The 13,755-nt window shown below is 65.4% G+C and carries 15 protein-coding genes and 1 pseudogene; 11 read left to right on the top strand and 5 right to left on the bottom strand.

Annotation, left to right across the window (positions count from 1 at the left end; genetic code table 11):
* Positions 1 to 30 precede the first annotated feature (30 nt).
* Together HWX39_RS06165 and HWX39_RS06160 are read right to left on the bottom strand one after the other, a co-directional pair.
* Positions 31 to 1,596, bottom strand: a complete 1,566-nt coding sequence (locus HWX39_RS06165) for a DUF1302 family protein (RefSeq protein WP_175966168.1) — start codon at positions 1,594 to 1,596, stop codon at positions 31 to 33.
* Positions 1,597 to 1,749: 153 nt separating this feature from the next.
* Positions 1,750 to 2,529, bottom strand: coding sequence for an SDR family oxidoreductase (locus tag HWX39_RS06160; protein WP_175966166.1), 780 nt, complete (start codon positions 2,527 to 2,529; stop codon positions 1,750 to 1,752).
* Positions 2,530 to 2,666: 137 nt separating this feature from the next.
* Here HWX39_RS06160 and HWX39_RS06155 point away from each other — a divergent pair, with 137 nt between their 5' ends.
* From HWX39_RS06155 to HWX39_RS06120, 8 genes are all read left to right on the top strand, one after another.
* Positions 2,667 to 3,503 (top strand): alpha/beta hydrolase, encoded by an 837-nt coding sequence (locus HWX39_RS06155; RefSeq protein WP_175966164.1) that lies wholly within the window; start codon positions 2,667 to 2,669, stop codon positions 3,501 to 3,503.
* Positions 3,504 to 3,569: 66 nt separating this feature from the next.
* Complete coding sequence (locus HWX39_RS06150; RefSeq protein WP_175966162.1) at positions 3,570 to 4,358, top strand: SDR family NAD(P)-dependent oxidoreductase; 789 nt, start codon at positions 3,570 to 3,572, stop codon at positions 4,356 to 4,358.
* Positions 4,359 to 4,396: 38 nt separating this feature from the next.
* Positions 4,397 to 5,146 carry an electron transfer flavoprotein subunit beta/FixA family protein gene (locus HWX39_RS06145; RefSeq protein WP_175966160.1) on the top strand — a complete coding sequence of 250 codons (750 nt, stop codon included), beginning with the start codon at positions 4,397 to 4,399 and terminating at the stop codon, positions 5,144 to 5,146.
* Between the two features lie 16 nt (positions 5,147 to 5,162).
* Positions 5,163 to 6,095, top strand: a complete 933-nt coding sequence (locus tag HWX39_RS06140; protein ID WP_175966158.1) for an FAD-binding protein — start codon at positions 5,163 to 5,165, stop codon at positions 6,093 to 6,095.
* 3 nt (positions 6,096 to 6,098) lie between these two features.
* Positions 6,099 to 6,626: a transferase hexapeptide repeat family protein gene (locus tag HWX39_RS06135; RefSeq protein WP_175966156.1), complete on the top strand. Its 528-nt coding sequence runs from the start codon at positions 6,099 to 6,101 to the stop codon at positions 6,624 to 6,626.
* A gap of 98 nt (positions 6,627 to 6,724) precedes the next feature.
* Positions 6,725 to 6,973 (top strand): hypothetical protein, encoded by a 249-nt coding sequence (locus tag HWX39_RS06130; RefSeq protein ID WP_175966154.1) that lies wholly within the window; start codon positions 6,725 to 6,727, stop codon positions 6,971 to 6,973.
* 278 nt (positions 6,974 to 7,251) lie between these two features.
* A complete protein-coding gene (locus HWX39_RS06125) occupies positions 7,252 to 7,551 on the top strand; it encodes a hypothetical protein (RefSeq protein ID WP_175966152.1) in 300 nt (99 codons plus the stop codon).
* A 396-nt stretch (positions 7,552 to 7,947) separates the two neighbouring features.
* Entirely contained in the window at positions 7,948 to 9,234 is a 1,287-nt protein-coding gene (locus tag HWX39_RS06120; RefSeq protein ID WP_175966149.1) for a collagen-like triple helix repeat-containing protein, read from the top strand.
* A gap of 121 nt (positions 9,235 to 9,355) precedes the next feature.
* Here the strand turns inward: HWX39_RS06120 and HWX39_RS06115 are convergent, their stop codons facing one another.
* On the bottom strand, positions 9,356 to 9,817 hold the full coding sequence (locus tag HWX39_RS06115) for an Lrp/AsnC family transcriptional regulator (RefSeq protein ID WP_175966147.1): 462 nt from the start codon (positions 9,815 to 9,817) through the stop codon (positions 9,356 to 9,358).
* A gap of 116 nt (positions 9,818 to 9,933) precedes the next feature.
* Between HWX39_RS06115 and HWX39_RS06110 the strand changes: the two genes are divergently transcribed.
* Positions 9,934 to 10,566 (top strand): LysE family transporter, encoded by a 633-nt coding sequence (locus HWX39_RS06110; RefSeq protein ID WP_175966145.1) that lies wholly within the window; start codon positions 9,934 to 9,936, stop codon positions 10,564 to 10,566.
* 106 nt (positions 10,567 to 10,672) lie between these two features.
* Here HWX39_RS06110 and HWX39_RS06105 read toward each other — a convergent pair whose 3' ends face one another.
* Positions 10,673 to 11,320 carry a LysE family translocator gene (locus tag HWX39_RS06105; RefSeq protein WP_175966143.1) on the bottom strand — a complete coding sequence of 216 codons (648 nt, stop codon included), beginning with the start codon at positions 11,318 to 11,320 and terminating at the stop codon, positions 10,673 to 10,675.
* Positions 11,321 to 11,416: 96 nt separating this feature from the next.
* Complete coding sequence (locus HWX39_RS06100) at positions 11,417 to 12,262, bottom strand: GNAT family N-acetyltransferase (RefSeq protein WP_175966141.1); 846 nt, start codon at positions 12,260 to 12,262, stop codon at positions 11,417 to 11,419.
* Between the two features lie 191 nt (positions 12,263 to 12,453).
* Between HWX39_RS06100 and HWX39_RS06095 the strand changes: the two genes are divergently transcribed.
* Both HWX39_RS06095 and HWX39_RS36120 read left to right on the top strand, forming a co-directional pair.
* Complete coding sequence (locus HWX39_RS06095) at positions 12,454 to 13,005, top strand: hypothetical protein (protein ID WP_175966138.1); 552 nt, start codon at positions 12,454 to 12,456, stop codon at positions 13,003 to 13,005.
* A gap of 503 nt (positions 13,006 to 13,508) precedes the next feature.
* Positions 13,509 to 13,755 (top strand): annotated as a pseudogene (locus HWX39_RS36120) (IS30 family transposase); the annotation flags it as partial.

Below are 13,755 nucleotides of genomic sequence, written 5' to 3'. Positions count from 1 at the left end.
ATATGGCTGAATGACGAGCGGCCGGGCCGCTCAGAAGTGGTAGGTCGCCGTGGCCAGCACGTAGTCGCGATCCGCGAGCGGGCGCGTGACCGGGTTCGGCGATCCCAGGAACTTCGCGTAGACGAGCGACAGCTGCAGGTTGCTCAGGCGCGTGAAGGTGACGCCCGCCGTCACGCGGTGGTCGCCCTGGCCCGTCAGCGAGCCGAGCGCACCGGCGAGCGGCGACGTGCCCGTCAGGTCGTGCGTGTAGGTCAGCGGCACGTCGAGATCCCAGCCGTTGAACACGTTCTTGTAGCTGAGCGTCCACGCGATCTCCATCGCGAGCGCATTGCGCGAATTCGCGAGCGTGGTCGAGCCGTCGAGTTCCGAGATGCCGCCGGCGTGCACGTACGTGAGTTCGCCGATCAGCGACTGCGAATTCGCGAGGAAGCTCGGCCCGATCGAGTAGATGCCGGACAGGTTGGTCTGCAGCACGTTCGCGCGGGTCGACTGCGGGCCCATCGGCGTGTTGACGAGCACCGCCGCGCCCTGGCGGTACGACACTTCGCCCGCGACGTTCACCGGGCCGACCTGTGTCGAGAAGCTCGCGCCGGTCAGCTTGATGTTGCTGAAGTAGGTCTGCTGGTACTGGAGCGTCGGGAAGTACGTCGTGACGACGCTCGGGTTCATGTCGTTGTAGTGCAGGTGGTACAGGCCGAGCTCGGTGTCGCCGAGTACGCGGAGGCGCGCGCCGATCCCCCACTGGTTGCGCGCGCTCGGCTTGTCGTCGGGGCCGCGCGGAATGATCATCCCGCCCGGGCCGATGATGAACTGCGCACCGGGGCCCGTGACGTCGGAATAGCTCCAGTACGTGCCGGGTGCGGTCAGGCGGTTCTGCTGGTACGAGAACTGGTAGTAGCCGAGCAGGCTGAAGTTCGGCGTGATCTGCCACTGCGTCGAGATCTGCGGCACCGGCAACAGGATGTCCTTCACTTCGGCGCCGGCCATGTACGACTTGGTCGCGTCGGACGGCCCCTGTGCGCCCGCGATGTTCGGGAAGAACAGGCTTTCGCCCCACGCGACGACCTGGTCGCCGACTTTCACGTTCAGGCTCGTCGAGCCGATCCTGAACGTGTTGTACGCATATGCGGCAAGCAGCGTGGTGTGGCCGCCCGACCAGTAGCGCGCGTCGCTCGTGAAGTTGTTGTACTGGCCCGACTGGTTCACGGTGCCCGGCGCGTCGTTGTAGTTCGGGCGGCGATACGCCTGGTCGTAGAACGTGTCGGCGCGCACGAACACGCCCCAGTCGTCGTGCTTCAGGTTCACTTCGCCGAGCAGGCTGACCTGGTTCTCGATCAGCTTGTTCTTCGCGAAGTTGCGGTCGCCGTCGTCGCCGTTGATGTTCGCCGGCGTAAGGAGATTGCCGCTCGGTGCACGCGTACGCATGCCGAGGCCGTAACTGAGCGTGAACGTGTAGTCCAGCGTCGTGCCGGCGCCCAGCTCGATCGTGCTGCCTGCATGTGCGCCGGGAGTGGTGCACGCCAGCAAAGCGGCGGCCAGCGTCGACAGCGTGGCGGTTGCCCGCTTGTCGGTACGGCGCGAAATCCGTTGATGCATGGTGTCTCCTCTTGGGGGTATCGACGACGGTCGACTATGTGTTGTCGTGAGAGGCAGAGTAGGGAGATCGCGGTAGCAGGGAATCGTCAAAATGAACTAGATGACTTCCCTAGCAGGCTGCTGAAAAGCGCCGCACCGTTTGTCATGCGTGCATCAGCGCGCCGCCGCCTGCGCGGCCGACAGGAACGCGGGCCGCTCGCCGCCGCCGTCGAGCCGCAGGTTCGCGCCCGACGTGTACGACGCTTCGGGCGACGCGAGGAACAGGCATGCGGACGCGACGTCGTCCGGTGTCGCGAGCCGTCCGGCGGGAATCGTCGCGCGGATGGCGTCGAGCGCATCGTCGTCGCCGTAGTGGCCTTCGGTGGCCGATTCCGTCTGCACGAGGCTCGGGCTGATCGCGCCCACGCGCACGCGCGGCGCCCACTCGACCGCGAGCGACGTGACCGCGTTGACGAGGCCCGCTTTCGCGGCGCCGTATGCGGCCGTGCCGGGCGATGGCCGCGACGCGCTGACGCTCGCGATGAACAGCATCACGCCGCCGTCGGGCTGCGGCTGCATGATCGCGTTCACGCGCTGCGCGAGCTGCAGCGGCGCGATCAGGTTCAGCCGCACGATCGATTCGGTGAAGCGCGGCGACGCATCGGCCGCGAGCGCGAACGGCGAACCGCCCGCATTGTTGACGAGCACGTCGAGGCCGCCCGCCGCATCGCGGATCGTCGCGAGCATCGCGTCGACCTGTTCGAGGTCGCGCAGGTCGGCCGCGACGAATGCCGCCGTGCGGCCGCCGGCCGACGGCGGTGTGTCGGGCGCGCTGCGTCCGCAGACGAACACGCGCGCCCCCGCCGCGAGGAACCGCTCGGCGATGCGCCGCCCGATGCCTTTGGTGCCGCCCGTCACGAGCACCGTCTTGCCGCTGTAGTCGAATCCGTTCATCGTCGCCTCCGTTTCGGTGGGCCGATGATAGGAACAAGCGCGCGCGCCTTCGTAGTCTGAAAGGATGATGCCAGCCGGCGCCGGTGGCGCAATCATCGTGGCAGACATCCATCGAACGACGAAGGAGACAACCCGCGATGACGATCCCCACGACGCCGCCGGCCGGCATCTTCACCGACGTGCCGGGCGGCCTGCGCCTGCACCACTACGAGGCGGGCGAAGGCCGGCCGGTGGTGTTCATCCACGGCAGCGGCCCGGGCGCCAGCGGTTTCAGCAACTTCAAGCACAACGTGCCCGCCTTCGCGGCGGCCGGCTATCGCGCGATCGTCGTCGACCTGCCTGGTTACGGGCAGTCGTCGAAGCCGTCGGACGTTGCCTATACGCTCGATTTCTTCGTCGGCGCGCTGCATGCGCAGCTGAACGCGCTCGGGATCGGTCCGGCCGTGCTGCTCGGCAATTCGCTCGGCGGCGCGATCGCGGTGAAGTATGCGCTCGACTACCCGGACGAAGTCGACGGGCTGATCATGATGGCGCCGGGCGGCGTCGAGGATCGCGACACTTACTTCCGGATGGAAGGCATCCAGCGGATGGTGCAGCGGTTCACCCATCGCCAGATGAATGACGACACGATGCGCGAACTGCTGACACTGCTCGTGCACGACCCGGCGATCGTCACCGACGCGCTCGTCGCGGAGCGAATGACGGTGTGCGTCGAGCAGCCGACCGAAGTGCTGTCGACGATGAGCGTGCCGAACCTGACCGACGCGCTCGGCGACCTGCGTGCGCCGGTGCTCGGTTTCTGGGGCACGGACGATCGCTTCAATCCGGTCGGCGGCGCGCTGAAGTTCCTCGAACGCTGCCGCGATGCGCGCTTCGTGCTGATGAATCGGTGCGGCCACTGGGTGATGGTGGAGCACGCCGGCTATTTCAATCGGGAATGCCTCGATTTTCTTGCGACGCGCAATACGCGATAACACCGGATGCCCCTGACGGCCGGCCGCTTTAACGGCGGCCCGTCTGAACACCTGCATGGAGACGACATGAAGCTCATTGAAGACCTGTTCGACCTGCGCGGCAAGGTGGCCGCGATCACCGGCGGCGCGCGCGGCATCGGCGCGGAGACCGCGCGCACGCTGGCTGCCGCGGGCGCGAGCGTCGCGATTCTCGACGTGCTGTCGGAACCGGCGCAAGCGCTGGTCGAGGACATCCGCGCGCAGGGCGGCCAGGCCGCATTCTGGTCGCTCGACGTGACGCACGAGGCCGAGGTGGCGCGCGTGTTCGGCGAGATCGTCGCGCGCTTCGGGCGCCTCGACGTGCTCGTGAACAACGCGGGCATCGAAGGCCACAACGTGCCGACGCACGAGCTCACGCTCGCGCAATGGCAGCGCGTGCTGGACGTGAACGTCAACGGCGTGTTCCTGTGCACACGTGCCGCGATTCCGCATATCGATGCGGCCGGCGGCGGCTCGATCGTGAACCTGTCGTCGATGTACGGGATCGTCGGCGGCCCCGACGTGCCCGCGTATCACGCGTCGAAGGCTGCGGTGCGGATGATGGCGAAGGTCGACGCGATGCTGTACGCGGCGAAGAACATCCGTGCGAACTCCGTGCATCCCGGCTATATCCGCACGCCGATGCTCGAGGAAGCGTTTCGCCAGATGGGGCAGGACCCCGATCGTGCCTTCGAGTACATGCAGACCAACGTGCCGATGGCGAAGATCGGCAGCCCGCGCGACATCGCGGCCGGCATCCTGTATCTCGTGTCGCCGGCGGGCCGTTACGTGACGGGCGCGGAGCTCGTGATCGACGGCGGGTTTACCGCGCGCTGACGCGGCGCGGCGCACGCAACGGAACAGGAGACAGGCAGTTGAAAGCGCTCGTGGCAGTAAAACGCGTGGTCGACGCGAACGTGAAGGTCGGCGTGAAATCCGACCGGACGGGCGTCGACATCGCGAACGCGAAGATGTCGATGAACCCGTTCGACGAGATCGCGGTGGAAGAGGCCGTGCGGTTGAAGGAGGCCGGCGTCGTGACCGAAGTGATCGCCGTGTCGGTCGGCGTCGCGCAGGCGCAGGAGACGCTGCGCGCGGCGCTCGCGATCGGCGCGGATCGCGCGATCCTCGTCGAATCGAATGACCGTGCGGAGCCGCTCGGCGTCGCGAAGGTGCTGAAGGCGCTGGTCGACAAGGAGCAGCCGCAACTGGTGATCCTCGGCAAGCAGGCGATCGACGACGATTCGAACCAGACGGGCCAGATGCTGGCGGCGCTGGCGGAGTTGCCGCAGGCGACGTTCGCATCGAAGGTGGCGGTGGCCGACGGCCGTGCGACGGTCGCACGCGAAGTCGACGGCGGCGCGGAAACGCTGTCGCTTCTACTGCCTGCTGTCGTCACCACCGACCTGCGCCTGAACGAGCCGCGTTACGTGACGCTGCCGAACATCATGAAGGCGAAGAAGAAGCCGCTGGAAACCGTGAAGCCGGAAGACCTGGGCGTGGATGTGACGCCGCGCCTGAAGGTGCTCGAGGTGAACGAGCCGCCGAAGCGCGCAGCAGGCGTGAAGGTGCCGGACGTGCAGACGCTGGTCGAGAAGCTGAAGACCGAAGCCAAGGTGCTGTAAGAGGGAGCGGAAAGAAATGACGATTCTGGTGATTGCGGAACACGGCAACGCGTCGATCAAGGCCGTGACGCTGAACACGGTGGCGGCGGCAGCGAAGATTGGCGGCGACATTCACGTGCTGGTCGCGGGCCACAATGCGCAGGGCGCAGCCGACGCGGCAGCGAAGGTCGCCGGTGTGTCGAAGGTACTCCTGGCCGACGCGCCGCAACTGGCTGGCGGGCTGGCCGAGAACGTCGAAGCGACGGTGATGACCGTGGCGAACGGCTATTCGCACATCGTTGCGCCCGCCACGGCCTACGGCAAGAACATTGCGCCGCGCATTGCCGCGAAGCTGGATGTTGCACAGATCTCCGAGATCACGGCGGTGTTGTCGGCCGACACGTTCGAGCGCCCGATCTACGCCGGCAACGCGATCGCGACGGTGCAGTCGGGCGATCCGGTCAAGGTGATCACGGTGCGCGCGACGGGGTTTGATCCGGTGGCAGCGGAAGGCGGCAGCGCAACGGTCGAGAAGATCGAGGCGGCAGCCGACGCAGGCAAGTCGCAGTTCGTGAGCCGTGAGGTGACGAAGCTGGATCGTCCGGAACTGACGAGCGCAAGCATCGTCGTGTCGGGCGGCCGTGGTCTCGGCAGCGGCGAGAACTACACGAAGGTGCTGGAGCCGCTGGCCGACAAGCTGAACGCGGCACTGGGCGCCTCGCGCGCGGCGGTCGACGCCGGCTACGTGCCGAACGACTACCAGGTCGGCCAGACCGGCAAGATCGTCGCACCGCAGCTGTACATCGCGGTCGGCATCTCGGGTGCGATCCAGCACCTGGCCGGCATGAAGGATTCGAAGGTGATCGTCGCCATCAACAAGGACCCGGAAGCGCCGATCTTCAACGTGGCCGACTACGGTGTGGTCGGCGACCTGTTCACGCTCGTGCCGGAAGCGGCCGCGGCGCTCTGACCGATGCCGCTGTTCGAGTTCAACGGGATGCGCCCGCGCGTCGATCCGACCGCGTATGTCGATCCGAGCGCGGTCGTGATCGGCGACGTGACGATCGGCGCGCGCTGCTACATCGGCCCGCATGCGAGCCTGCGCGGCGACTTCGGCGCGATCGTCGTCGAAGACGGCAGCAACGTGCAGGACGGCTGCGTGCTGCACGTCGGGATCGGCGAGACCTGCCGGCTCGGCGTCAACAGTCACATCGGCCACGGTGCGATCGTGCATGGTGCGACGCTCGCGCCCGACACGATGATCGGGATGAATGCGGTCGTGATGGACGGCGCGACGATCGGTGCCACGACGATCGTCGCCGCGTGCGCGTTCGTCAAGGCCGGTTACGACGTGCCAGGCGGCGTGTTGCTCGCGGGCATGCCGGGGCGCGTCGTGCGGCGGCTGAGTGATGCGGAGATCGACGCGAAGGCGAACGGCACGCGGATCTATCAGCAACTGGCGGCGGACTGCCTGAGGACGATCCGGCGGATCGACGGGTGAGCGGCGGGCATCCGGGTGCCCCAGGATGCGACGGATTGCCGGGCAGGTTGCCGTTGCCGTAAGATCGTCACAGGCTTTCCCACCGGCATCCGCATGACATGAAAAAGAACATCCGTTTGCGGCTCACAGTCATTGCGTCGGCTTTTGCCGTCTACAGCGTCTACATGCACATCCAGCAGTTCATCGGTGGCTGTGTGTGGGTCAGGGGCCATCAGCGCTGCAGTTTTGAAAACAGCGCGAACTTCGAAGGCTGGATGGATCTCGACCTGATGATCGCCTGCTGCTGGGTCGCGGCGGCGGTGGTGGGCTGGATTTCCGTCTTGCAGGCCGCGAAGAAGCCGGGTTGAAGGCGGGCGCTTCTTTCGCACGAAAGCGATCGCTGTCGATCCGTGACAACGATCGGCCGTGCGGCGCCGCCGCAATCGTCCGTGTTGCACCCGGATCCCCGTGCCGCGGGAGCAACCGGCCAACAGGCTCGGGATTCTTTCGATCGTCGATGCATCGTCGGCGCAGACGCCGCTACGGGCCTCGTTTCCATCCGCCGCCATCGGCGGTCGTTGTGCTGATTCCTTCCATGCCCGGATAATGATCCGGCGTCGCGCACGCCGCGCGAGGGGAGGCTCCCATGCAATTTCCGACGGGATCGGTGGTCGCGCTCAGTTCGGCCGCCGCGACGATGTTTTCGATGGGCATGCTGTTTCTCGGCTACTGGGGTTTGCACGAGCCGCTGCCGTGGCGGTTCGGCGACTACGTCGTGATCCTGCCCGCGCTGGCCGGCTTCGCGTGCCTTGCCAGCGTGCCGTTTCTCGCGACATCGCCGATGAAAGCGCCTGACGACGAGGCGCGGATGTTCGTCGCGCGGCGCGTGTTTCTGTGCGGCGCGAGTGCGGTGTGGTGTGCGATCGTCGCATCGCTGTTCGTTTGAGAGTCGTGTGGGAGCGAGTGAGCCGGCGCGGCCCCGTGCGGGCGTGTCGAAACGCCTTGCGTGCGTTCTTGACACACGGATTTCAAGCGTCAACTCGGGCCGTCGTGGCGGTTTCGATTTCCCCGTGCATCGCACGAAACGATGGCGATAGGGGCGGGACTGCGTCTTTCGTCACACGATGCTACGTAACGCAGGGCCCGCGTTACGCACTTGTTACCCTGGACGCAGGGCTTGATCGCAGGAGTGGAGGCGAGTTCGGATGTCATGCGTCGCCGCCCGGATGTTCGTTGGAATACGGTAGTCCGGCATATGTGTGAAGCCGTCGATGATGCCGATCGCAATGGCACGATAGATGCTTGTCGGGATGATCGAGCTGAAAAGCGAACGGGGGCTTCCATGCAAAATCATTTCATCAAGGCGAATGCTGCAGTCGCCGCCATTGCTGCGGCGTGTGCATTGGCTGCGTGCGGCGGCAGCGATGTCACATCTCCGACGCCGGGCGGTAACAACGTTGGAACGACAAGTACGAGCGGGACCAGCGGCACAAGCGGCACAAGCGGCACAAGCGGGACCAGTGGTACGAGCGGAACCAGCGGTACGAGCGGAACCAGCGGTACGAGCGGAACCAGCGGTACGAGTGGAACCAGCGGTACGAGTGGAACCAGCGGTACGAGCGGAACCAGCGGTACGAGTGGAACCAGCGGTACGAGTGGAACCAGCGGCACGAGTGGAACCAGCGGCACGAGCGGAACCAGCGGCACGAGTGGAACCAGCGGCACGAGTGGAACCAGCGGCACGAGTGGAACCAGCGGTACGAGCGGCACCCCCGGCACCAACGGCATCATCAGTTCCGTCGGCGCGGCCGTCATTGACGCGGGCGTCACGATCAGCGGCGTGAGCCCGCCCGTGGGCAAGGGCGTGACCACCGGCCTCGGCAACACGGTCACGGGCGCGGGCACGATCATCCGCGACACGTCGAACGCCGTGAGCAACGGCATCGGCCAGATCGGCTTCACGACGAACCCCGTCGGCACGACGGTCGCCGGGCTGGGCTCCATCGTCGGCTCGGTCAGCAACCCGGTCACCGGCCTCGGCGAAACGGTGAAGGCGCTCGGCACCGGCCCGCTGTCGCCGTTGGCGCCGCTCACGACCCCGGTCGGCGGCCTGCTCGATACGGTGGCGGGCGGCATCAAGACGGGCGGCACCATGCTCGGCTCGGCGCTTTCGTCGGGCCCGGTCCAGCAGACGACGCAGGCGATCAGCACGGCGATCACGCCGCTCGTCACGACCGTCGGCCAGGTCACGCAGCAGGTCGGCACGGCAACCGGCCTCGGGCAGCCGGTCGCCGGCCTGCTCGGGCAGATCGGCGGCGCGATCACGTCGGCGGGATGGAAGGTGACGTCCACGTCGCCCCAGCCGCTGGTCGGTGGCGTCGGCGGACTCGTTCGCGCGGTCGGCAACACCGTGACCAATGTGGGCGGCCTCGTGAACCCGAGCGGTGCGAACGGCGCGGTGCCGGTCGCCGGCCTGGTGACGAGCGTGGTTGGCGGCATTCCGGCGACCGTCCACGACGGTTCCGCGACCGGCACGGGCGGCGGCTCGGGGTTGGGTGGTCTCTCCAATCCGCTCGCGCCCGTTACCGGGCTGGTGGGCGGCCTGCTTGGCGGCTTGGCCGGCAAGTAGGCGATCGATTCCGATCGTCACGGCGGTATCCGGCCAAGCGAACCTCGGCCTCCGGTTACCGCCGGCCAGAATGGCGGGATGATCCCCTGCGGGAACCGGATCGGACGGGCCGCTCGATGCGTCAATCGCGAACGACGTCGCGCTGCGACGGCGGCCGCGCCAGCCCGCGTGCGGGCAGCGGCGTCGACATCACGATCGACGTGCGTGTTTCGCCGTACAGGTTGATGCGTTCGATCAGTTGTTCGAGATGCGTCATGCTGATCGCGGCGAGCCGCATCATGTACGAGTCCGCGCCCGTCACGTGATGGCATTCGACCACTTCGGGAATGCTCTCCAGCAACCGGAGGAATTTCGCTTTCGCCGGTTGCGGCACCGTGATGCCGATCAGCGCGCTGACCGGATAGCCGGCCGCGGCCGGATTGATCCGGGCCGTATAGCCTTCGACGACCCCGGCCGCTTCAAGCCGCTTCACGCGCTCCGTCACCGCCGGCACCGACAGGTGCACCTGGCGCGCCAGCACCGTGTAGCTGATGCGGCCGTTGGCCTGCAACAGCGTCAGTACCTTCCAGTCCAGATCGTCCATCGCGGCGGGATTTTTTAAGGCGGAGTGACCATTTTTCCTTAAAAACCGTATTCAGCGACGACGGGATTTTCCCTACGATGCCTGTTCCACCCGTTGCATCTCGCAAGGAGCAGGCGATGCTGTTCATCAAATCCGTCGTGATGGGGCTGTCGATCGCGGTGCCGGTCGGGCCGATCGGCATGCTGTGCATCCAGCGCAGCCTGAGCCGCGGTTTTCAGGCGGGATTCGCGACGGGCGTCGGCGCCGCGTGCGCCGATGCGATCTACGGCCTGCTCGGTGCGCTCGGCATCGCGGGCATCGTCACGGCATTCCCGATGCTGACCGTCGGCCTGAAAATCGGCGGCGGCGCGTTTCTCGTGTGGCTCGCGTGGACTATCGCGCGCCAGGCGCCGGCCGCGTCGACCGCGCAACGCGACCTGCCGCGCACGACCGTGCTGCGCGATTTCGTGACGACGTTCGGCCTGACGCTGTCGAACCCGATGACGATCCTGTCGTTCGTCGGGATCTTCGCGGCGCTCGGCCCGCTGTCCGGGGCGCGGCAGGGGGCGATGTGGCCGGCCGTGGCGTTGATGGTCGCCGGCGTGTTCATCGGTTCCGCGACGTGGTGGCTGTGCCTGAGCGGTACGACCGCCGCGCTGCGCACGAAGATGTCGCTCGCGTTCATGCACGGGCTGTCGCGCATGTCGGCCGCGGTCATCGCGGTATTCGGCGTGATTCAGGTCGTCGCGGGCGTGCGTGCTGTCGTTTAGGTCGATACGTCGTCGCGCGTGTCGCGTCGTGACCGGATGGCGTCGAATCAAGTCATCGAGCGTCCCGACATCGAGGACAGCACGCGGCCATCCCCGGAGGGAGAGATTACGCGGCAGGCCGACGCAGCATTGCCAGCAACACGCCGAACCCGATCATCAGCGAACCACTGGCCCGGTTCAGCCACGTGAAGCCCTTGGGGTTCGTCGCCAGCGAGCGCAGCCGTGCGCCGATCACGGCGTAGGTCACGATGGCCACGAGTTCCAGCATCAGGAACGTCGCGCCGAGGGCAGTGAAGCTGAGGGCGTAGTGCGTTCGGTCGACGAACTGGGGAAAGAATGCCGTAAAAATCAGAATGGCCTTCGGATTGCCGGCCGCCACATAGAATTCCTGTTTGCAGTGCTTCACCAGCAAGTCCGCCCGGTCCTTCCGGGCCACCGCCGGCTCCGTCTCCACGACAGGCTGTTCGGCAGGCTTCGAACGCAGCAACTTGATACCTAGCCAGACGAGGTAGGCTGCACCGCCGAACTTCAATACCGAAAACAAGGTTTCGGAAGCGAGCAACAATGCGCCGAGGCCGAACCCGGTAATCGCGATCATGATGGCAAACGCCGCGAGACGCCCGAACGATGCGGTCACCGAATGCAGCACACCGTTGCGTGCGCCGTTGGACAGCGAAAGGACGTTGTTCGGTCCGAAGGCCATATTGAGCGCAAAGCAGGCCGGCAGAAACAGCAGGTAGGTATGCAATGACATGTCGTGAATTTTCGTGGTTGTTTGCCGCAGTTTACAACGGCGAAAACGGCACCGCGATCCCGCTCGATGCGCGTTCAGTCGCCTTGCTCGTGACGATCACCCCAGCTCGAACGACGTCACCCCGAAGACGCGATCGATTGCGATCGCCGGCGCGTCTTTCGTGTACATCCGGGCGGTTTCGAAGACGCTCGTCATGCCGTGCCGTTCCGCCAGCGCGACGGCCGCGGGGTTCGTTTCCGGTACGTCGAGCACCATGACCTCGCCAGGCATGCGCGCCGCCAGCGCACGAAATATCCCGGTGGCGACGCCGGCGTCATCGGCGAAGAGCGGGCCGATCTTGCAGCCGGTCTTGCAACGCCGCACGACACCGTAACCGGCAATACGGCCAGCGTCGACTGTCGCGAGCGCAATCGCATCCGGCTGCGCGATCCACGCGGAAACGAAACGCTCGCGCGCCGCGGGAAAACACTGGCGATCGTAGGCGAGCAATGGCTCGAACGGCACGTCGGCCGCTGCCGCCACATGCGCGCACCCGATGCCGTCCACGCGCCCCTGGTAGCGGATGTTGCGGTACGCGAGCCGGAACCCGGACTTCCGGTAGTTCGTCTGCTGGGCAACGACCCCGTCGAGCCCGATGTTACGGTCTCCAAGGTAGTGCATGCCGTGCTGCCAGATTCGCATGCCGAAGCCTTTGCCCCGAAACCCGGGTTTGACGATGTAGAGACCGATGAAGCCGAAGCGTTCGTCGTAGGCGACGGCGGAAAGGCACGCGACCGGCTCGCCGCGCCAGAGGCCGACGAAAAAACCGGCCGGATCCGCTTCCCTGAAACACGATGGATCGTGTAGGCCGGGGTTCCAGCCTTCTGCCGCCGCCCATTCGACCGCCATGGCGACCTCGTCGGCCGACATGGTGCGCACGATGAAGTCTTCGCGTTGATCCATGGTTCGCCCCAGTCGCGGCGTAGAGGATTGCCGCGTCGCGTTACGGGATGGGCATCGGGGAAGCGCCGGCAGGCGACCCCGTGGCTGCCGAACGCGTCATCATAATCCTCCCGAGAGCGGGAAGGTGACGCCGTGCCGTCGCGGGATGTCTGGTGTTGGTCGAAGGGGATGCTTGTGGCGGCGCCCGGCGAATGTTCGGAATCAGCTTTGGAACCGTCATCGAGATTGTTTCGATCCGAGGTGCGCTGGAATTGACTCGGTTCGGCCAGGAACTGACGTTGGACCAACAGTCGGAGATTGGCGACAATCGGCCATTCAAGGGAAGATGGTACGAAGCGCTTGCTATGGAAGAATGGAAATCTCGCCTCGGTGTGTTGGCCCGGTCAGAGCTGCTCAGGGCCGCCGCGGCGAGCGTGATCGCAGATTACGGCGATGACGTTTCGCCAACAGTGCTGCATGGCGGTCTCGGCCGAACTCTCGCACGCGACTTCAGTTCACTGTCATCCGCGGACAAGACCCAAGTTTGCGATGCTATCGAAGAAGCTATGAATAGCGACGATACGAACCGCGTGGCATTAGTCGCCACAGGGCTCCTTGAGGCACTATTCACAGCCTCTAGAGCGCTATCTCACTGGGAGCAAGTTGTGCCGTTTCTCGGGATGCAATCAAGAAGCTACCTTTCAGCTTGGGCCAAGTGGGGCGACGACGCGGCCTCGAACGGCCGTTTTGCGGGAAGTGATTGACGGTTCGGGGTCGGGTTGAGTCAGTTGCGCTTTGTCGGTGCAGCCACGGACCGGGTTCGGCCAGTTTCGGACACTCGACCATAAGGGCTGAATCGAAGACAATCTTGAGCACACGCTTGCCTTTGGTCAATAACGATGAAAGTTTCGAGAGATTTCGGGATCGTTGTCCGACGGGCTGCGCTAGCGGCCAAGAATGTCGACCTATCCGCGCTTATGGTCGAGTTCAATTTTCGGAAATATTTTGACGAATCCGACAGCCTTATATCACTTGGCCCGTTCTTTGGGGGCGATGCGGCCGACGAGTGTACGAGGTCATTGGAGCGGCTTGGGCTGACATACATCGACGACTTTTTTGTCTTCGAGGGGTTTGTGCCCGACTGGTGTTCGTTCGAAGTATTTTGACGTGCGTGCCGATATCGAGCTTCCGAAGACTGCTGTCGGCTGCGGATTCAACCGGTCGATGCAACACACTAGAATCTGCGCAAGCAGTGGAGGTGTTGCAAATGAAGCAGAGGCCGAGGATCTACTATTCTGAGAGTCAGAAAGCACTCATGTGGGACCGCTGGCGCAAAGATGAAACGATTCATCAAATTGCCAAACTGTTCGATCGGGGCCACTCTTCGATACAGCGGATCCTGTCAGAGGCCGCGGCATCGAGCCACCGCAAAGACATCGCGCACCGCAGACATTGACGCTCGCGGAACGCGAGGAAATCTCTCGCTGCCTGGTGAGCGGATTATCGATTCGGTC

The organism is Burkholderia sp. BCC0322, from assembly GCF_902833045.1.
Taxonomy (GTDB): domain Bacteria; phylum Pseudomonadota; class Gammaproteobacteria; order Burkholderiales; family Burkholderiaceae; genus Burkholderia.
The sequence above is the reverse complement of the archived record's forward strand: the minus strand, read 5'-3'. Positions and strand labels throughout refer to the sequence as shown.